This is a genomic window from Streptomyces sp. NPDC006283 (assembly GCF_040613325.1).
Classification (GTDB): Bacteria; Actinomycetota; Actinomycetes; order Streptomycetales; family Streptomycetaceae; genus Streptomyces.
In genome coordinates this window covers 20,045-39,926 of sequence record NZ_JBEXRZ010000003.1, presented here as the reverse complement: position 1 = coordinate 39,926, position 19,882 = coordinate 20,045, and the positions used below count along the sequence as shown (strand labels likewise).

Annotated in this window: 14 protein-coding genes; 13 read left to right on the top strand and 1 reads right to left on the bottom strand. The window is 70.2% G+C overall.

The genetic code is table 11. The annotated features are described in order from the left end of the window. Nucleotides 1–6 precede the first annotated feature (6 nt). The 13 genes from ABZ070_RS01365 (at nucleotide 7) to ABZ070_RS01305 (ending at nucleotide 16,555) form a co-directional block, all read left to right on the top strand. Nucleotides 7–1,365: an NAD-dependent succinate-semialdehyde dehydrogenase gene (locus ABZ070_RS01365; protein ID WP_356628627.1), complete on the top strand. Its 1,359-nt coding sequence runs from the start codon at nucleotides 7–9 to the stop codon at nucleotides 1,363–1,365. Nucleotides 1,366–1,394: 29 nt separating this feature from the next. Further along, entirely contained in the window at nucleotides 1,395–2,510 is a 1,116-nt protein-coding gene (locus ABZ070_RS01360; protein WP_356628625.1) for a Zn-dependent alcohol dehydrogenase, read from the top strand. A 17-nt stretch (nucleotides 2,511–2,527) separates the two neighbouring features. After that, nucleotides 2,528–3,784 (top strand): aminotransferase class III-fold pyridoxal phosphate-dependent enzyme, encoded by a 1,257-nt coding sequence (locus ABZ070_RS01355; protein WP_356628623.1) that lies wholly within the window; start codon nucleotides 2,528–2,530, stop codon nucleotides 3,782–3,784. Between the two features lie 99 nt (nucleotides 3,785–3,883). Continuing rightward, nucleotides 3,884–5,440 carry a long-chain fatty acid--CoA ligase gene (locus tag ABZ070_RS01350; protein ID WP_356628621.1) on the top strand — a complete coding sequence of 519 codons (1,557 nt, stop codon included), beginning with the start codon at nucleotides 3,884–3,886 and terminating at the stop codon, nucleotides 5,438–5,440. A gap of 42 nt (nucleotides 5,441–5,482) precedes the next feature. After that, nucleotides 5,483–7,153 carry an AMP-binding protein gene (locus tag ABZ070_RS01345; protein WP_356628619.1) on the top strand — a complete coding sequence of 557 codons (1,671 nt, stop codon included), beginning with the start codon at nucleotides 5,483–5,485 and terminating at the stop codon, nucleotides 7,151–7,153. A gap of 11 nt (nucleotides 7,154–7,164) precedes the next feature. Then, nucleotides 7,165–7,947, top strand: a complete 783-nt coding sequence (locus tag ABZ070_RS01340) for an SDR family oxidoreductase (protein WP_356628617.1) — start codon at nucleotides 7,165–7,167, stop codon at nucleotides 7,945–7,947. A gap of 29 nt (nucleotides 7,948–7,976) precedes the next feature. Beyond that, entirely contained in the window at nucleotides 7,977–9,215 is a 1,239-nt protein-coding gene (locus ABZ070_RS01335) for an acyl-CoA dehydrogenase family protein (RefSeq protein WP_356628615.1), read from the top strand. After that, on the top strand, nucleotides 9,215–10,315 hold the full coding sequence (locus ABZ070_RS01330) for a phosphotransferase family protein (RefSeq protein WP_356628751.1): 1,101 nt from the start codon (nucleotides 9,215–9,217) through the stop codon (nucleotides 10,313–10,315). The genes ABZ070_RS01335 and ABZ070_RS01330 overlap by 1 nt, the downstream gene beginning before the upstream one ends. Before the next feature lie 273 nt (nucleotides 10,316–10,588). Then, on the top strand, nucleotides 10,589–10,864 hold the full coding sequence (locus ABZ070_RS01325; RefSeq protein WP_356628612.1) for a hypothetical protein: 276 nt from the start codon (nucleotides 10,589–10,591) through the stop codon (nucleotides 10,862–10,864). After that, nucleotides 10,861–12,513 carry a transporter gene (locus tag ABZ070_RS01320; protein ID WP_356628610.1) on the top strand — a complete coding sequence of 551 codons (1,653 nt, stop codon included), beginning with the start codon at nucleotides 10,861–10,863 and terminating at the stop codon, nucleotides 12,511–12,513. Before ABZ070_RS01325 ends, ABZ070_RS01320 begins: the two co-directional genes overlap by 4 nt. Before the next feature lie 235 nt (nucleotides 12,514–12,748). Next, on the top strand, nucleotides 12,749–13,615 hold the full coding sequence (locus ABZ070_RS01315; RefSeq protein ID WP_356628608.1) for a phytanoyl-CoA dioxygenase family protein: 867 nt from the start codon (nucleotides 12,749–12,751) through the stop codon (nucleotides 13,613–13,615). Between the two features lie 48 nt (nucleotides 13,616–13,663). Further along, a complete protein-coding gene (locus tag ABZ070_RS01310) occupies nucleotides 13,664–15,877 on the top strand; it encodes a SpoIIE family protein phosphatase (protein WP_356628606.1) in 2,214 nt (737 codons plus the stop codon). 51 nt (nucleotides 15,878–15,928) lie between these two features. Then, a complete protein-coding gene (locus ABZ070_RS01305) occupies nucleotides 15,929–16,555 on the top strand; it encodes a TetR/AcrR family transcriptional regulator (RefSeq protein ID WP_356628604.1) in 627 nt (208 codons plus the stop codon). A gap of 71 nt (nucleotides 16,556–16,626) precedes the next feature. Here the strand turns inward: ABZ070_RS01305 and ABZ070_RS01300 are convergent, their stop codons facing one another. Then, on the bottom strand, nucleotides 16,627–19,842 hold the full coding sequence (locus ABZ070_RS01300; protein ID WP_356628602.1) for a cytochrome P450: 3,216 nt from the start codon (nucleotides 19,840–19,842) through the stop codon (nucleotides 16,627–16,629). Nucleotides 19,843–19,882: the final 40 nt, after the last annotated feature.

Below are 19,882 nucleotides of genomic sequence, written 5' to 3'. Positions count from 1 at the left end.
GTCAATATGGCGAAGAGGCACGTATACGCGGTGGTGGACCCGGCCACCGGCAAGCTGGTCAAGGAGTACCCCACCGCGACGGACGAGACCGTCGACGCGGCGCTCGACGCGGCGGCCGACGCCTACGCCCGCTGGTCGAGGCAGACCTCCGTGGCACAGCGCGCCCAGCTGTTGCACGCCGTCGCCACCCTGCACGACGAGCGCAGCCGGCAGCTCGCCGAGATCATCCACCGGGAGATGGGCAAGCCGGTGGACGAGGCCGTGGGGGAGGTCGAGTTCAGCGCCTCGATCTACCGGTACTACGCCGAGAACGCGGAGAAGTTCCTCACCGACGAACCGATCGAGCTCCTGGAGGGAGAGGGCACCGCCTTCATCCGCCGCCAACCGGTCGGCGTGCTGCTGGGGATCATGCCCTGGAACTACCCGTACTACCAGGTAGCCCGGTTCGCCGCGCCCAACCTCGCGCTGGGCAACACCATCGTGCTCAAGCACGCATCGCAGTGTCCGGAGTCGTCCGCGGCTCTCCAGCAGCTGTTCACGGACGCGGGTTTCCCCCAGGGCTGCTACGTCAACGTCCACGCCACCGGGGGGCAGATCGGCCGCGCCATCGCCGACCCCCGCGTGCAGGGCGTCTCCTTCACCGGTTCGGAGCGGGCCGGCGCGGAGGTCGCCGAGAAGGCCGGGCGCAGCCTCAAGAAGGTGGTGCTCGAACTGGGCGGCTCGGACCCGTTCATCGTGCTGTCGACCGACGACCTCGACGCCACGGTCCAGGCGGCGGTCGAGGCTCGGTTCGAGAACGCCGGGCAGGCGTGCAACGCCGGGAAGCGCTTCATCGTCGCCGAGGACGTCTACGACGCCTTCCTCGACAGGTTCACCGAGAAGGTGCTCGCACTGACCGACGACCTGGCGCCGCTCTCCTCGGTCGCCGCCGCCGAGTACGTCGAGGAACAGGTCGAGCGAATCGTCGAGGAAGGGGCGACCTTCGTCTCCGCACGACAGCGCGAAGGGGCGTACTTCCCGCCCGGCGTGCTGACGGGCGTCTCGCCGACGTCGCCGTCGGCCGCCGAGGAACTCTTCGGCCCCGTCGCGACCGTCTACCGCGTCGCCTCCGAGGACGAGGCCGTCGAGCTGGCGAACGACACCCCGTACGGGCTGGGCTCCTACGTGTTCACGACGGACGCCGAGCAGGCGCTGCGCGTCGCCGACAGGATCGACGCAGGCATGGTCTTCATCAACGGCGTCGGCCTCGAAAGCGCGGAACTGCCCTTCGGCGGGGTCAAGTTGTCCGGGTTCGGTCGCGAGCTGGGCCGGGCGGGAATCGACGAGTTCGCCAACAAGAAGCTCATCCGTACCGCTCGGACGTGATCGCCCCAAAACACGGAAGGAAGACTTTCATGACGATCGAGTTCGACGCCGCCGTCTTCAGGACGCCGAACGAACCGCTGACCATCGAGCGAGTGACGATCCCCTCGACGCCTCCGCCCGGCGAGGTGCTCGTGCGGCTCCGGGCAAGCGGGGTGTGCCACAGCGACCTCCACGTCCTCCTGGGCGAATGGGAGGTTCCTACGCCGATGATCCTCGGCCATGAGGGAGCCGGGATCGTCGAGAGCGTCGGCGAGGGCGTCACGACGCTGAAGAAGGGCGACCACGTCGTGCTGTCCTGGACGCCTTCCTGTCGCCGCTGCCGCTACTGCATCAGCGGCAGGCCCGTCCTCTGCGACATGGTCAGCCAGCACTCGGCGAACCACCTTTCGTTCGACGGTCGGCCCCGGATCACGTCCGCCGGCGGGGGCGACATACTCAGCTTCGCGGGCCTGGGAACGTTCGGCCAGTACACCCTCGTGCCCGAATCGGGCGCGATCGCCATCCGGGACGACGCCCCGTTCCCGCAGTCGGCCCTGGTCGGATGCGCCGTCACGACCGGTGTGGGCGCGGCCGTCAACACGGCCGGCGTGCGTCCGAGCGACACCGTGCTGGTCCTCGGCTGCGGCGGCGTCGGCCTGAACGCGATCCAGGGTGCCCGGCTCGCCGGCGCGCGGAAGATCATCGCCGCGGACATCTCCGACGAGAAGCTGGAGCAGGCGCGCGTCTTCGGCGCGACCGACCTGATCAACAACGCCCGCGAGGACTTCGCGGACCGGGTGCGACAGCTCACCGACGGACGCGGTGTGGAGATCGCCATCGAGGCCATCGGGCTGCCCCGCACCATCGAGTCGGCCTACGAGGTCCTGGCCCGCGGTGGCACGGCGGTGGTCGCCGGGCAGGTGGCGGACGGCCTGAAGGTCTCCATCGACCCCTTCGTCATGTCCGATCAGGAGCTCTCGCTCATCGGCTCGAACTACGGCTCCAGCAAGCCGGCTTCCGACTTCCCGCTGCTGATCGACCACTACGTGAACGACCGCATCGATCTCGACTCCCTGGTGACGAGCGTGATCGGTCTGGAGGACGTCAACGAGGCGTTCGACCAGATGAAGCGCGGCATCGGCATCCGCTCGGTGATCACGTACTGAAAGGCAGGGGCGATCTCATGGCCCTGGAATCATCACGCTCGGCCTTCGAGCGAGCCCGCCGCAGCGTCGGCGGGGGTGTGGGGTCGGGCCTGCGCGCCGCGATGCCACCCCATCCGCTCTTCGTGCGCGAGGCGCGGGGCGCACACGTCTGGGACCTGGACGGCGACCGGTACGTCGACTACGTGATGGCCTGGGGGCCGCTCGTCCTCGGTCACGGTGACCCGCGCGTGCTGTCAGCGGTGTCCGAGGTCGCGAAGAAGATGCAGGTCGTCGGCACCGGCCATCCGCTGGAGTACCTCGCGGCGGAAGCGGTCCTCGAAGCGGTGCCGCACGGCGAGCGACTGCTGTGGAGCAACACGGGGACCGAGGCGGTGCAGGTGGCGCTGCGCCTCGCGCGCGCCGCCACCGGGCGGCGCCGCGTCCTCAAGTTCGCGAAGAGCTACCACGGTTGGCACGACACCGTGTACGCCGGGATGTCCGAGGACGGCTGCGATCGCCCCGCCACCCCCGGTGGGGCGGGACAGTCGGCCAGCGTCCTCGACGACCTGGTCGTGGCGCGCTTCAACGACGTGCGGCTGGCCGAGCGCTTGCTGAGCGAGGCCGTCGAGCGCGACATCGCGGCCGTGCTCGTCGACCCGGTGATGAGCAACGCGGGCGTCGAAGCACCCACACCGCGGTTCCTGTCGACGCTGCGAAGTCTCTGCGACCGGCACGGCGTCGTCCTCGTCTTCGACGAGGTGATCGCCGGGTTCCGGATCGCCCGTGGCGGGGCGGCCGAGAAGTACGGCGTCCTTCCCGACCTGTCCGTCTTCGGCAAGGCGATGGCCGGCGGCTTCACCCAGAGCGCCGTCGTCGGCCGGGCAGAGCTGGTCGACCAGGTGACGTCCGGCGTCGTTCACGCCGGGACCTTCAACGCCAACCCGATCGCACTGGCGGCCGTCGCGGCGACGATGCGCGTCCTGGCCGATCCCGCGGTCTACGAGCAACTCGAGCGGACCTCGTCCGAGTTCGAAGCCCTCGTCGGCGCCGTTCTCGGTTCATCGCCCGGCTTCGGCAGCTTCAACCGGGTCGGCTCGCTCCTCCAGTACGTCCCCGACGGCGGCACCACGGGCCTCCACGGAACAAGCGGGCTCTGGGCGGTGATCCTCGAAGGGATGCTGCGTCAGGGCTTCCTGTTCATGCCGTCCGGAAAGGTCTTCCTCAGCACGGCCCACACCACCGCCGACATCGAGGCGACGGCCGAGGCCCTCGACCGGCTCCTGCGGCAGTTGTGACGTCCGCGTCGAGCCACGCGTAACCCCCACCCGCTCCGGGCCATGCCGCGTGTTCCGTTACCCCGCGGCCTGGCCCGGTCCACCCTCCCGGAAGACACCATGCTGAACCTCTCGGTCCTGCTTGAGGACTCCGCCCGCACGTACCCGGACCGGGACGCGGTCGTCCTCGGCCCGTCGCGTCTCACCTACGCCCAGATCGACGCCGCCGCCAATCAGGTCGCCAACCTCTTGGTCGACCGCGGCGTCTGGCCCGGCGACAAGGTCGCGCTCAGTTGTCCGAACGTGCCCTGGTTCCCGATCGTCTACTACGGGATCCTAAAGGCCGGTGCCGTCGTCGTCCCCCTCAACGTCCTGCTCAAGGGCCGGGAGGTCGCCTACCACCTCGCCGACTCGGAGGCGGAGGCGTACTTCTGCTTCGAGGGCGGCGAGGGCCTGCCGATGGGTGCGGAGGGACACGCCGGGTTCACCGAAACCCCGGGCTGCGAGCACTTCTTCCTCATCACCGCCGATCCCGCGGCGGAGAGCCCGATCGAGGGCGTCGAGACCATGGGCGCCGCACTGCGGGGCACCGCGACGACGTTCGACAGCATCGGGACGTCGGGGGACGACCCGGCCGTGCTGCTCTACACGAGCGGTACGACAGGGCAGGCGAAGGGCGCCGAACTCAGCCACGCCAACCTGGTGCTCAACGCCCTGGCGGTCAACCAGCTGTTGGAGAACCGGCCGGCGCTGGACACCCATCTGGTCGTGCTGCCACTGTTCCACTCCTTCGGCGCGACCGTGCAGTTGAACGCCGGCTTCTCGACGGCGAGCACGCTGGTGCTGCTGCCGCGGTTCGACGCCCGGCAGGCGGTGTCCCTGATGCAGCGGGAGGACATCACCGTCTTCGCGGGCGTCCCCACCATGTGGTGGGGCCTGTTGCAGGCGCTCACCGACGACGTCGACGTCGAGAGGATCGCGAGGAACCTGCGCGTCGGCGTCTCCGGCGGCGCCGCGCTCCCCGCGGAACTCATCAAGCAGGTCAGGGAGCGACTGGGCGTCCAGGTCCTGGAGGGCTACGGCCTCTCCGAGACCTCGCCGGTGGTGACCTTCAGCGATCCGGCGCGGGAGCCCCGGCCCGGGGCGATCGGCGTGCCGATCTGGGGCGTCGAGGTCAAGCTCGTCAACGCGGACTGGTCGGAGGTCGAGGACGACGGCTCAGGCAGCGCCATCGGCGAGATCGCGGTCAAGGGCCACAACGTGATGAAGGGCTACCACGGCCGTCCCGAGGCCACCGCCGAAGCCGTCAGGGACGGCTGGTTCCGCACCGGCGACCTGGCCCGCAGGGACAAGGACGGCTTCTACTACATCGTCGACCGGGCGAAGGACCTGATCATCCGCGGTGGCTTCAACGTGTACCCGCGCGAGATCGAGGAGGTCCTGATGACGCACCCGGCGATCAGCCTGGCCGCGGTCGTCGGCGTGCCGCACGAGAGTCACGGCGAAGAGATCAAGGCGTTCGTCATCCTCGAGCGTGGCACCGAGGCCCGCCCCGACGAGCTGGTCGCCTGGGGCAAGGAGCAGATGGCCGCCTACAAGTACCCGCGCATCGTCGAGGTCGTGCAGACGCTGCCGATGACCTCCACCGGAAAGATCCTCAAGCGCGAACTCACGTGACCGGCGCGCCGAGCGCGTGGACACGGATGGGAAGGACGGCAGATGACAGTGGATGACGGCGGGCGGCGGGACACGTCCCCCGACGGGTCCGGTACGGGGCCGGACACGACACCCGGCTCGCTCGTGGCCGCCTGGAAGGCACGCGTCGCGAATAACCCGGAGGGCACCGCGCTCCGCTTCTTCGACGGTGCCCTGTCGGCGCGGGAGGTGGACGCGGCGTCGGACGCCCTGGCCGCCGCGTTCGAGGCCCGCGGGACCGGCCGGGGCGACCGCGTCGGGGTGTACCTGCAGAACGTCCCGCAGTACGCGCTGGTGCTGTTGGCCCTGTGGAAGCTGGGGGCCACGGCCCTGGGACTCAACCCGATGTACCGGGGCCGGGAACTCCGCCGGATCATCGAGGACTCCGGGGCGGTCGGCGTCGTCTGCGCGGACGAGGACGTCCACGAGACGCTCGGCACGCTGGCGGGAAGCACGATGCGATGGCTGATCAGCACATCGGCACGGGACTACCAGTCGAGGAACGATCCAAGGGTCTTCGCGACGACACAACGCCACGCCCCGGCCCCGGACGGCGACCTGGTGGCCCTGATCCGCGGGTTCGAGGGCCGCGGCCCCTCGCCCGTGGAGCCGACCCGCGACGACGTCGCGTTCCTGACGTACACCTCGGGGACGACGGGGCCGCCGAAGGGTGCCATGAACACCCACGGCAACGTCCTGAGCGTGGTGGCGACCTGCGCGTCGTGGATGGGTGTGAGCGACGGGGACGTCGTGTTCGCCATGGCCCCGCTGTTCCACATCACCGGGGCGGTGGTCAACGCGACGATCTCCCTGCTCACCGACACCACGCTGGTCCTGGCGGGCCGGTTCCACCCCGAGGTCGCCCTGGAGGCCTTCGCCGAGCACGGCGTGACCTACACGATCGGCTCCATCACCGCGTACAACGCGATCTACGAGCTGCCGCAGGCCGGACCGGAGCACTTCGCTTCGGCGAAGGCCCTGTACTCGGGCGGCGCACCGATCCCGCCGGCCACCGTCGAGCGGTTCCAGGAACGGTTCGGTGTCTACCTCCACAACGGCTACGGAATGACCGAGACGACGTCCGCCGTCATCGCCGTGCCGCCGGGAGAACGGGCGCCGGTGCACATGCCGAGCGGAACGCTGTCCATCGGCAAGCCCCTGCCGCACCTCACCGCGCGCGTCGTCGACCCGCACGGTGAGCCGGTGCCGAGCGGGGAGCAGGGCGAACTCGAACTGAGTGGGCCGCAGGTCGTGCCCGGCTACTGGGACAAGCCAGAGGCGACCCACAAGACCATGCCGGAGGGCCGGCTCCGTACCGGCGACGTCGCCGTCATGGACGAAGAGGGCTGGGTCTACCTGGTGGACCGGCTCAAGGACCAGATCAACGTGTCCGGGTACAAGGTCTGGCCGCGCGAGGTCGAGGACGCTCTGTATGAACACCCCTCGGTCCTCGAGGCCGCCGTCGTCGGACAGCCGGATGCCTACCGCGGCGAGACCGTCGTCGCCTACGTCTCGCTCAAGGCGGGTCTGCACGCAACGGCGGAAGAACTGATCGCCTTCTCCCGCGACCGGCTGGCCGCCTACAAGTGCCCCCGCTCGATCCGTTTCCTCGCCGACCTGCCCAAGACCCAGAGCGGCAAGATCCGGCGCGCCGAGCTCCGCGGCCCCGACGGCCCGGGGCCGAATTCCCCTTGAAGGACTGATCCATGAGAGAGAACCACACCGACCGGGGCCGTTTCGCGGGCCGCACCGCCGTCGTGACCGGAGCGAGCCGGGGCATCGGTCTCGCCGTCGCGGAACGGCTCGTCGCGGAGGGTGCGCGCGTGTGCCTCACGGCACGCAAGGCCGGACCGCTCGAAGAGGCCGCCGCCGCGCTTCCCCCGGGCAGCGTCATCACCGTCGCCGGCCGGGCGGACGACCCCGAGCACCGCCGCGAGGTCTTCGACACCGTCGCGCGCGAGTTCGGCGCACTGGACGTCCTCGTGAACAACGCGGGCATCAACCCGGCCTACGGTCCCGTCGTCGGCCTGGACCTCGACGTCGCCCGCAAGGTGCTTGAGGTCAACGTCCTCGCCACCCTCGCCTGGGTCCAGGACGCCGTGGCCCATCCGAAGCTCGGCTTCACCGAGCGCCGCGGCACCGTCGTGAACCTCTCCTCCGTCACCGGCGACACCCCGTCACCCGGCATCGGCCTCTACGGAGTGAGCAAGGCGGCGGTGTCCCACCTGACCAGGACCCTGGCCGTGGAGCTCGGCCCGGAGATCCGCGTCAACGCCGTGGCCCCCGCCGTGGTGAAGACGCGGTTCGCCGAAGCGCTGTACGAGGGCAAGGAGACCGAGGTCGCCGGGGGTTATCCCCTTCGGCGCCTGGGCGAGCCGTCGGACGTCGCCTCCGCTGTGGCCTTTCTGGCCTCGGAGGACTCCTCCTGGGTCACCGGCCACGTCCTCACCGTCGACGGCGGCCTCACGGTCGCCGGCGGCACCGCGTAACGACCTCGCCCCTCCCACAAAGGACAGCCATGACTACCCCTGACCTTCCGCCGGAGCTCGCGGAGCTGCGTGAGCGCACGCGCCGGTTCATCCGTGAGGTCGTCGTCGACGCGGAGCCCGTACCGGGCGGACGTCTCGACCAGACCACGCGCGACCGGCTGCAGACCGCGGCGAAGGAGGCCGGCGTCTTCGCGCCGCTCGTGCCGAAGGAGTACGGCGGGCAGGGCCTGCCCCTCGAACACTGGTCACCGATCCTCCAGGAGGCCGGGTACTCGCCGATCGGCCCCAGCGTGCTCAACTGCATGGCCCCCGACGAGGGCAACATGCACATGCTCAACCTCATCGCCACCGAGGAGCAGAAGAAGCACTACCTCGCGCCTCTGGCGGCCGGCGACGTCCGGTCGTGCTTCGGCATGACCGAGCCCCATCCCGGAGCGGGATCCGACCCGGCGGCGCTGCGGACCACCGCCGTACGCGCCGACGGCGGCTGGATCATCGACGGCCACAAGCGGTTCACCAGCGGAGCCGTCGGTGCCGCGTTCTGCATCGTCATGGCGCGCACCCCGGCCGTCGACGGCTCCCCCGAGGGGGCCACCATGTTCCTCGTCGACCTGATGAACCCCGGGATCCGCATCGGCGAGGCGATCCACACCGTCGACCGCGCCATCGACGGCGGCCACCCGCACCTGTACCTGGAGAACTGCTTCGTCCCCGACGACGCGGTCCTCGGCGAGGTCGGACTCGGCTTCCGGTACGCACAGGTACGGCTCGGCCCCGCGCGGCTCACCCACTGCATGCGGTGGCTGGGACTGGCACGCCGGGCGCACGACATCGCGCTGGACCGGGCCGGGAAGAGGGAGCTGTTCGGCGGTCCGATCGACTCGCTCGGCCTGGCCCAGCACCTGATCGCCGAGTCCGTGATCGACATCGAGACCTCCGACGCGATCATCACCAAGACCGCGGCCCTGCTGCACAGCGCCCCGAAGGCGGGCTCCGCGATGTCCTCGGTCGCGAAGGTCCACTGCTCGGAGGCGATCTACCGGGTGATCGACCGTGCCGTCCAGATCTGCGGCGGCGACGGCGTCTCCGACGGACTCCCGCTGGCCCAGTACCTGAACGAGGTCCGCCCGTTCCGCATCTACGACGGCTCGAACGAGACCCACCGGTGGGCCATCGCACGCCGTGCCTCGGCCGGTCGGCGCGCCACCGTCCAGGCCGGTGAGCGATACCTGGGCGACGCCGTCGTCGGCCGGGACGGGGGCGCGTGATGCACACCGTCCCCGACGGCGTGGAAGTCGTCGCGAGCCGCGAGCGGGCCCGTCATCTCGACAGCCCTCCCCTCCTGGTCCTCGACGCGGTCACCGGCTTCCTCGACGCACACGGCATCGGCAGCGGGCCGATCGCGTGGCAACGCATCGGCGACGGCCACTCCAACGTCACCTACCTGATCGAACGCGGCGGCGAGTCCGTCGTCCTGCGCCGCGGCCCGCGCCCGCCGCTGCCGAAGTCGACGCACGACATGGTGCGCGAGGCACGCATCCAGAAGATCCTCCACGGGCACGGGGTGCCGGTGCCGGAGATCCTCGCCGTCTGCGAGGACGAGGACGTTCTGGGCGTGCCGTTCTACCTCATGTCCCGGCTCGACGGCACGATCGTCACCAACACGATCCCGCCCCACCTCTCCCCCGCCGAACAGCGCCGGCTGACCAGCGAGGCGGTCGTCGACACCCTCGTCGCCCTGCACGGCATTGACGTGTCCGGAGGGGAACTCGCCTCCCTGGGCCTGCCCGAGGGGTACCTCCGGCGGCAGGTCGAGCGGTTCCGCGGCCTCTGGGAGGTCAACACCACCCGCAGCCTGCCCGCGGTGGAGCGCATCGCGGACTGGCTCGCCCAGAACCTGCCGACGAGCCAGGCGGCCTCGGTGGTGCACGGCGACTACCGCATGGGCAACCTCATGTTCGCCCCGCAGGCCCCGGCCGAGGTCCTCGCGATCCTCGACTGGGAGATGGCCACGCTCGGCGACCCGCTCGCGGACCTGGGGTACCTCACCGCCACCTGGTCCGAGGCCGGCAGCCCTGCCACCCCGCTCGAACTCACCAAGGTGACCCGTTCCCCCGGCTACCTCACCCAGCGCCAACTGGCAGAGCGCTACCAGCGCCACACAGACCTCGATCTCACCCCGCTCCCCTGGTACCAGGCCCTCGCCCTCTGGAAGGCGGCAATCTTCTGCGAGGCCATCCATACCCGCTGGCAGCGGGGCGAGCGTCCTCATGACACGGTCTTCGGACCGTCGCTCGAAATGGGTGTCCCCCGGCTCCTGGAGCGGGCCGGGCACTACGCCGGCCTGAAGGCGACCAGCCACCACTGACGTCCGACGCCCGCGGTGCGAGGCTCTTCACCAGCCCCACCACGGCCGGGTCGTCTTGCTCTGACGTCACGCCGAGGCCGTCGTTCGCCGTAGAACTGGTGCGCCTTCCTCCGCGGACGCCGCGCCACCGTCGAACCCCGGCGGTCACCGGCATGGCTTCCGACCGGTACGGAGCACGGCTGCCCGGCTCCCTCACCCGTCCTCAACGGCTGCGACCGTTCCGCGCCCCCTCGCGCCGAGTCCGTCTTCCTTGTTCTTCCCGAGAGAGGTCCCGTGCCCTCCGATTCCTCCCAGCATTCCCCCCGTGACACCCGGGTGCTGGTCACTGTCAACGCGCTGGCGCTCGCCGTCGGTGTCCTGCTCTCATGCTCCACACCCCTCGGAGAGATCTCCGTATACGGCCGTCTCACCCTCGCCATCACGTGGGCATTCACCCAGCTGGTCGTCCTCGTCGGCGGGACCTGGTGGTACGAGAACCGGGCCGCGTCCTCCTTCGAACCGGCCTCGGCGACGACTGCCGCCTCCCGTTCGGCCGGGGGCGCGTGGTGACGACGCACCTCCTGAGCGTCGGCTCGCCCGATCTCATCGGCACCGCCGCGAGGGGCGCGGTCATCAGCGTCTTCCTCGTCTTCATCGGCCTCTGCCTGCTGTGGGTTTTCACGCTCGCCACGCAGGACGACGAGCCGGAACTCCTCTACGTCGCCGACCGGTCCCTCCCGCCCGTCTTCAACGGCGTCGCGATGGCGGGAGAACAGATCACGGTCATCATCCTGGTCTCGCTGCCGGGAGCGATCGCTCTCTTCGGCTACGACGGAGTCTCGACCGCCGTCGACAGCGCCCTCGCACTCGGCGTCTTCCTGCTCCTCGCCTCCAGGATTCGCGCGACCCGCCGCTACACCCTGGGCGAGCTGTTCTCCCTGCGCGCCGAGGGGCCGGGAGTACGGATCGCCGGCGCCGTGGTGACACTGTGCATCGCCGTGCCCCTGCTCATGGTGCAACTACGGGCCGGCGGCATCACCACCGCCCTTCTGATCGGCATGCCGAGCGAGCGGGCCCAGGTGGTGTGCACAGTGCTGATGGGATTCCTGGTCACGTGTTTCGCAGGGGTGGCCGATCTGCGCGGCACCAGTTTCGTGCAGGTCGCCAAAGTGCCCGTGGCCCTGGTGACGCTCGCCGCGGTGACCCTGCTGGCGCTCCGCCTCTTCGACTGGAGTCCCGGATCCCTGCTGTCGGCGGCCATGGACAAGAGCGTGTCACCGGGCGGATACCTCAGCCCCGGACTGTGGGAGCACTCCGCCGGAGGCGGACCGCTCGGCACGCTCAGTGACCACATCGTCGTCATCCTCGGAACCGCGATGATGCCCCACCTGCTCCTGCGCGTCAGCGCCAGCCGGGACGTGCCCGCCGCCCGGCGCTCACTGAGCGTCGCCGTCGGGTTGACCGGCCTCTTCTACCTGCTCCTGATCACGACCGGCTTCGCCGCAGCCGCGGTGGTGGGCGGCGGACGGATCGGAGCGGTCGACGCGAAGGGCCAGGGCGCCCCGATCCTCCTGGCGTCGGAGGTGCTCCCCCACCACTCCACCGGCCGGGTCGTGCTCATCACCCTCGTGGCCTGTGTCGCCTTCCTCGCCGTGCTCACGGCCGTGGCGAGCGTGACCTTCGCCGCCGCCGTCTCCGTGACCCGCGACCTGCTCGGGCGGAAGGGCCGTAGCCGGATCGGGATCGGAGAGCCGGCAGTCCTGCGGCTGTCCATTGTCGCGCTCTGTGCCGTGAGCCTTCTCCTCACCACCGCCGTACATCGCTATCCCATCGAGTTCCTCCTCGCCTTCTCGCTGAGCCTCGCGGCCACCTGTGTGTTCCCCGCGGTCGTCTACTCCTTCCTCTGGAGCGGCTTCACTCACCGCGGGCTGCTGTGGCTCGTCTACGGAGGGCTGTCCCTGTGCACCCTCCTGACCCTCGCCTCCCCCGCCGTGTCCGGGACGAAATACGCGCTGCTGCCGGAGCAGGACTTCAACCTGTTCCCGCTCCACACCCCCGGCCTGGTCTCCGTACCGGCGGCCTTCCTCCTCGGATGGCTCGGCAGCGCGCGTCCCTGGGAGCGGACCACACACCACCGGCACACGGCGCCGGGACCCGCTTCTGCCCGTAGCGCCCCCGGAGCTCGCATCGGCTCCGGCAAGGACCCCGTGAGCGGATAGCTCCGCCGTGCCCGCGGCCGGACTGTGCATCGTGCACCGGGCCCGGGCGAAGCAGGTGCCCGCTGTCGTTCTCGCCTGCGGTACCGGCTGGCGACAGTGAGACGACCGCCACAGGAACAACGCGGAAACGCCGTGCCCTCGCGCGGACGACGCGCGGGAGGCCCCGGAAGACGGAACGCCCGCGGCTGATCACACGGTCGAACAACCGCGCTTCGGATCGAGGAAGAGGACACACATGACGACACAGAAGAAGGCCCAGGCACTGACGTCCGTGGCGAACGACACGCCGACGGAGGAGATCCTCGAGATCGTGACCCGTGACGGCGGCGTCGTCATCAAGGGTTTCCTGACGCAGGAGCAGATCGTCCGCTTCAACGCCGAGATCGAGCAGCCGCTGCGGGCGCTCGCCCCGGGGTCCACCCACGAGGACGACATCGTGGCCGCGTTCCACGGCAGCAACACCAAGCGCCTCACGAACCTGGTGACGCACAGCGCCACGTTCCGCAGCGAGGTCATCGACCACCCCCTGGTCCACGAGATCAGCGACCTGGTCTTCCTCCAGGAGTCGGGCACGTACTGGATGACCACCGCCCAGGTGATCGAGATCGGCCCCGGCAACAAGGCGCAGATGCTCCACCGCGACCTGGAGAACTGGTTCCCGTTCATCGGCATGGGGCCCGGCGGCCCGGAGGTCACCATCAATTTCCTGGTCGCCCTGACCGACTTCACGGAGGAGAACGGCGCCACCCGCGTCATCCCCGGAAGCAACCACTGGAGCGACTTCGAGGACCGCGGGACCCCCGAGCAGACGATCCCCGCCGTCATGAACGCCGGAGACGTCCTTCTCATCAGCGGCAAGACCGCGCACGGCGGCGGGGCGAACCGGACCGGCGACGAGTACCGGCGTGGCCTCGCCTTCACGTTCAACGCGGGCTTCCTCACCGGCGAGGAGGCGTACCCCTTCCTGGTCGACAGGGACCTCGCCAAGACGCTCTCGCCGCGCGTCCAGCGCGTGCTCGGCTTCCGCTCCCAGTACCCCACGGGCTCCCCCGGCCTGTGGCAGGTCGACTACGCCGACCTGGGCGATCACCTCGGTCTCTGAGGTCCGGGTCGATCAGAGGCCGCCACAGCCGTCCGAGGAGCGCACACCATGGCTTTCCCATACATTCGCACTATGGGAACCGAGGTCGATGCGTTCCTCGGTCGGCTGGCCCGGCACCTCAGACCACAGGTGCAGAAGCTGGCCGGCCTGCTGCTCCAGCGTCTGAACGGCGAGTTCCCCGAGCTGTGGGAGAACGAGGACATCGAGGCCCTGACCCTGGAGGAGACAGCCCAGCACGTCACCGCCCTGCTGGACCTCCTGGAGACCCGCCCTGGCGCGAGCGTGCCGCCAGCTCCTCCGGCCGCCTTGGACATCGCCCGCCTCTACGCCCGGCGGGGGCTCCCCGTGAGCCGGCTCCTCCGTGCCTACCGGCTCGGCCATCTCAGCCTGCTCGAACATTTGCAGGCCGAAGCGCCCCGCCTCACCACCGACTGGCACATGATCAACCAGGCCACGATGAGGCTGGTCGCGATCGGTTTCGACTACGTAGACCGTTCCTCGGAAGAGGTCGTCGCCGCCTACCAAGAGGAACGCGACCGTCTGCTACAGCGTCGGCTCGCCCTCACCGACAGGGCGAGCAAGCGGATCGGGAGCACGCTCGACATCTCCCGTACCGCGGAGGAGCTGACGGAGGTCTGCACCGAGGGCTTCGCCGACTTCGTCACCGTCGACCTCTTCGACTCCGCACTCGAGGAGACCGGCACCGGTCCGCCGGAGGCCCTGGTGCAGCGCCGCGTCGCCCAGCGCTCCGTCCTCGACGACTGTCCGGAGTCCCCGCTCCACGTCGGTGGGACCCACAACTACCCCGACGACTCTGAACCGGTTCGCGCACTGACCACCGGACGATCCGTCCTGCACCACATCGCGGGGACCGAGATGCCCAGGTGGGTGGCGCCGTCGGAGTCCCACGGCCGGGTACTGCGCGACCTCGGTCTTCACTCCGTACTCCTTGTGCCTTTGCACGCCCGCGGGGAGATCCTCGGCCTGGTGCAGTTCGTACGCCATCGCACCTCGGCCCCCTTCGACGACGACGATCTCCTGCTGGCTCAGGAGATCGTCTCCAGGGCGGCGGTGTCCATCGACAACGCACGCCGGTACACCCATGAGCGTTCAACCGCGCTCACCCTCCAGCGAACCCTGTTGCCGCGGAACACGGTGAAACACTCGGCCGTCGAAACGGCCTCGCGTTACCTGCCCGCCGGGTCCCGCGCCGGCGTGGGCGGCGACTGGTACGACGTCATTCCCTTGTCCGGGGCCCGCGTCGCGCTGGTCGTCGGCGACGTGGTCGGTCACGGCCTGCACGCCGCCGCCACCATGGGCCGGCTCCGCACGGCCGTCCGCGCCTTCGCCGACATCGATCTCATGCCCGATGAACTCCTCACGCATCTGGACGACGTGGTCATCCGTATGCAGCGCGAGGAGTCGCTGAACGCGGGCGAGACCAGCGCCACCTGCCTGTACGCGATCTACGACCCCGTCTCCCGCCGGTGCTCCCTGGCCAGTGCCGGACATGTCCCGCCGACCGTGGTGACCTCCCCGGCGCGGGGCGGGACCGCCCGGGCCGCCAGGGTGGTCGAGTCGCCCGAGGTACCGATCGGACCGCCCCTCGGCCTGGGTGGACTCCCCTTCGAGACGGCGGAGTTCGAGCTGCCGGAGGACAGCCTGCTGGTCCTGCACACCGACGGGCTGATCGCCGGCCGCACGCGTGACGTGGACCAAGGACTCGCCACGCTGCACGACGTCCTCACCTCGGCGCCGGACTCACTGGAGGAGATCTGCGACCGGCTCTTGGCCGCACTGCTGCCCGGCCGCCCCGCCGACGACGTCGCCCTGCTCGTCGCCCGGACCCGTGCCCTCGACCCGGACCACGTGGCCACGATGGACCTCCCGCCCGATCCGGCGGCCGTGTCCGGGGCCCGACGCTTCGCCTCCGACGCCCTGACGACCTGGGGGGTGGAGGAACTTTCCTTCACCACGGAGCTGGTCGTCAGCGAACTGGTCACGAACGCGATCCGCTACGGCAAGAGCCCCATCCAGCTGCGACTGATCCTCCAGTCGACTCTCACCTGCGAGGTCTCCGATGCCAGCAGCACCGCCCCGCATCTGCGCCGTGCCCGGATCTACGACGAAGGCGGCCGCGGCCTGCTCCTCGTCGCCCAGTGCGCGGAGCGCTGGGGGACGCGGCACGGTCGCGAGGGAAAGGTCATCTGGGCCGAGCAGGCCCTTCCCGCGGACAGCGCGTCGACCGCCGAGGTGACGTAACGCCTGCTGGGGGCCGACTTGATCGATCGACTAAGTCGATATAGTGAACGCATGGCTCATGTTTCCGCGGCGGAGCGCCGCCCCCAGTTGATCAAAGCGGCCATCGACCTCATGACCCGAGAGGGCGTCGCCGCGGGGAGCACCCGCGCCATCGCCGCGGAGCTCGGCGTCGCGCAGGCCACCGTCCATTACACCTTCGGCACGAAGGAGGACCTGTACCGAGCTGTCATGGACCAGATCACCGACGAGCTGGTCGCGCAGGTGCAGCGGGCGGCGCCGGAGAACGCGGGCTTCGAGGAGACCTTCAGCGCCCTGGCGGGTGCCCTGTGGGGCACCGTGCGCGAGCCGACGTCGCACCACCAGCTGCTCAGCGAGCTGACCCTGTTCGCCCTGCGCGTGCCCGGTCTCAACGAGGCCCGGCAGAGCCACTACCGGCGGGTCGTAGAGGTGACCGCCCAGGTGATCACGGAGACGGCCGAGAGGGCAGGGCAGGAACTGGCCGAGTCCCCCGAGACGGTGGCCCGGTTCTTCCTCTCCGGCTTCGACGGACTCACCATGCAGGTCCTCCAGACCCTGCCGGACGACGCCACCGAGCGGACGGGGCTCAGGGCGCTCGTGGCCGCAACCGTGGCGCTGGCCAGGGGGGACCTCGAATTTCCGGACGTACCGACGGCCTGACACGACGCGAGAACGGTTGTGGGCGCACCTTTCCAGGTGCGCCCACAACCGTTTCTTCCTCCTTGCGAGAATCAGCCGGCCCAGACGTCCTCGACGTAGCGTCCGGACGCGACGAGCTCCGCCAGCCACGCCACGGCCCGCTCGTCGCTCGCGCCGGTCCGCTCGCGGTAGATCGCCATGAACGCTTCCCGCACGGCGGGGGCCATGCGACGGCCGTCGCCGCAGATGTAGACGCGCCCACCGGCCTCCAGGACCGACCACACCTCCTCGCTCTCGCGGGCGATGCGCTCCTGGACGAAACGGGCGCCGTTCTCGGGCGCGTGCATGAAGGTGGGACGCATGCTGACGGCGCCGGCGGCCTCGGCCGCCTCGAACTCCTCCCGGTGCAGGAAGTCCACGTCGGGGTGGTCGCAGCCGAAGTAGCAGAGCAAGGTGCCGGTCGAGCCCGCGTGGTGGCGGTCCAGGACGGCGCCGCGGAACGGCGCGAGGCCGGTGCCCGCGCTGACCAGGATCACCGGCACGGAGGTGTCCTCGGGGAGACGGAAGGACTCGCTGCACGGCAGGACCCGGGCCTGGATCACGTCGCCCGCGTCCACGGTCTGCAGGAAGTGCGAGGCGATGCCCCGGAAGGTGCCCTCGCCCGACCGGTGGGGCGCGGCGAGCAGCGACACCATCAGATCGGCCTCGCCGGGCCGGGCCGCGGCGGACGACGAGATCGAGTAGTGCCGGGGACGCAGCACAGGCAGGAGCTCCAGGAAGCTCTCGAAGGGCAGCTCGCACGCGCGGTAGCGCTCCAGGAGGTCCAGGACGCCGAGCCCGGCGACGGTCACCTGCTCCCGGAAGGTCTCGGGATCGGCGGTGGCGAGGGCGGTGAGCGGCTGCTTCTCGGGCGGGCAGGCGGTGTACTCGGCGAGCACGGCGACCTGCTCCTGGGTGGCCGCGTTCTGGAGCTCGACGAAGTCGGTGAGCAGGCGGCGCAGGGTCAGCGGCCGGTCGACGGGCAGGGCGCCCCGGCTGCGGCGGCGGGCGCGCAGTCGGACGGTGCGGTCCAGGTCGAGGGCGAAGCGGTCGGCGACGCGCTGGACGAGGGCCTCGGGGTTGCTGGGCAGGACGGCCAGGTGGTCGGCGGTGCGATAGGTGACGCCCTCGGGCAGCCGGAGCCGCAGGAACCGCTTGGAGCGGCCCAGTTCGTGGTCGGTGTCGACGAGTTCGTACGCTTCGAGGACCTCCATCGGCTGGACGCCGTGCCGTTCGGCGAGACCGCCGAGGACCGACTCCGAGGTGTCCTCCAGCTCGTACAGTCCTTCCCCTTCCGCCTCAGGCGCGGGGCCGACCGCTTCACCGGCGGTCGCCTCGCCGTACTCCTCCAGGAGCGCCTTCCACAGGTCTTCCGTCCACTGGTCGACCACTCCGCCGAAGTCGCCGGAGGCGTCGGCGCTGCCGCGCTCCAGGAGCGGGACGGCGCCGGCGGCGGTCAGACGCTCGTCGATCAGGGTGGGGATCCGCTGGTAGGTGGCTGCCCAGTTGCGGTCGCCGACACCGAGGACGGCGTACCGCAGCCCGGTGAGCGAGCCGGGGGCGAGGTTCTCCAGGGAGGCGACGAACCCGGCGGCGTCGTCGGTCGGGCGACCGTTGTAGGAGGCGGCGACGATGACGACGGGGCCGTTGGAGTCGGCCAGCCTCTCTGTGTACTGGTCGAGGGAGGCGACGGTCGGGGCGAAGCCGTGCTCCTCGCCGTCCGTGCCGAGGTCGCGGGCGATGCCGGCGCAGGTGCCGAGGTTGGAACCGTGGAGCAGCGTCAGCGCGGTGCCGCTCGCCCGGCGCGTCACGGCCGCGGTCCGGCCCGCGGCGGGGTCCGCCGCCGCGGCGGCGGGCAGGCGCCGTTCGTCGCTGGTGCGGCGGGCGAGCCTCAGGCTGAAGCCATCGGGCTTGATCGTCAGCGTCGACTTGATCTTCATCTGGTAGTCGGTGTGGTCGATCAGGCGGTAGCGGTGCACCAGCAGGCCGAGCAGCAGGGTGGCCTCGTGCAGCGCGAACTGGCGCCCGATGCAGGCCCGTTCGCCGCTGCCGAACGGCTTGAAGGCGTGCACCGAACGGGCCGCCTCCCGCTCGGGCGTGAAGCGCTCGGGATCGAACAGCTCGACGTTCTCCCCCCAGGTCGCGTCGCGGTGCAGAGCTGAGGCGATCACCATGAGCGATTCACCCTTGCGTACGGGGTACTTGCCGCCGATGACGGTGTCCTCGATCGGCTCGACGGCGTACGCGGGCGCCGTCGGCCACAGCCGCAGGCTCTCGTTGAGCACCTGGCGGATGTAGGTGAGCTTGCCGATGTCGCCGTACTGGGGGTCCGGGGATTCGGTGTCGCCCCACAGGGCGTCCACCTCGGCCTGGGCCCGGGCGAGCACCTCCGGATGCTTGGTCAGGTAGTACAGGGCGAAGGAGAGCGCACTGCTGGTGGTCTCGTGGCCGGCGATCAGGAAGGTGATCACCTGGTGCCGGATGTTGACGTCGTCCAGGAGCTCACCGGTGGCGGGGTCCTTCGTGTGCAGCATCAGCCCCATCAGATCGTCCGTGCTGGTGTCGCCGGAGGCACGGCGCTCCCTGATCACGTCGTCGACGAGGTCCGTCATCAGGTCGATGTCCGCGCGGAACTGCTCGACCTTCTTCCTCTTGAACAGTTCGGAGCCCGGGATGGACTCGCCCTTCTCCTGAGCGAAGACCAGGGCCCGGGACATGGCCTCGACGAACGGGTGCAGGTCGTCGCGGCGGAAGGACTCGAAGTCGTAGCCGAAGCCGCACAGGCCGATCGTGTCGAAGGTCAGCCGGGTCATCTCGTCGGGCACGTCCACCGACTGCACTCCGGCCAGCCGGTCCCACTTGCCGATCAGCGACCGGGCGACCTGGAGCATGGGGGCGTGGTAGCTGCGCATCGAGCCGAGCGAGAACGCGGGCATCAGGATGTCGTGGGCCTTGCGCCAGTTCGGCTCGTGGTTGTAGGCGGTGAACAGACCGTCCCCGGCCAGAGCCCGGACCTCGACCAGGTCGGTGTGAACGTGCTTGCGGAACCGGCTCTCGTCCGACAGTTCGGTCACGAGGTCCAGACCGCCGACCATGACGGTGTCCCTCCCGAAGAGCCGCAGCCGGTACACGGGCCCGAACTCCCTGAACTCCTTCAGCAGGTAGGCCAGGAAGTCCGCGCCCGCCGGAACGTTGAACGCGTGGCCTACGAGGGGCAGCGGGGGGCGCTCGGGGATCGCCCGCGCCGCGCCTACGGACACCTGAGTCATGAGCGTGCCTTTCGTTGCACTCCAGCAGTCACCAACCAAC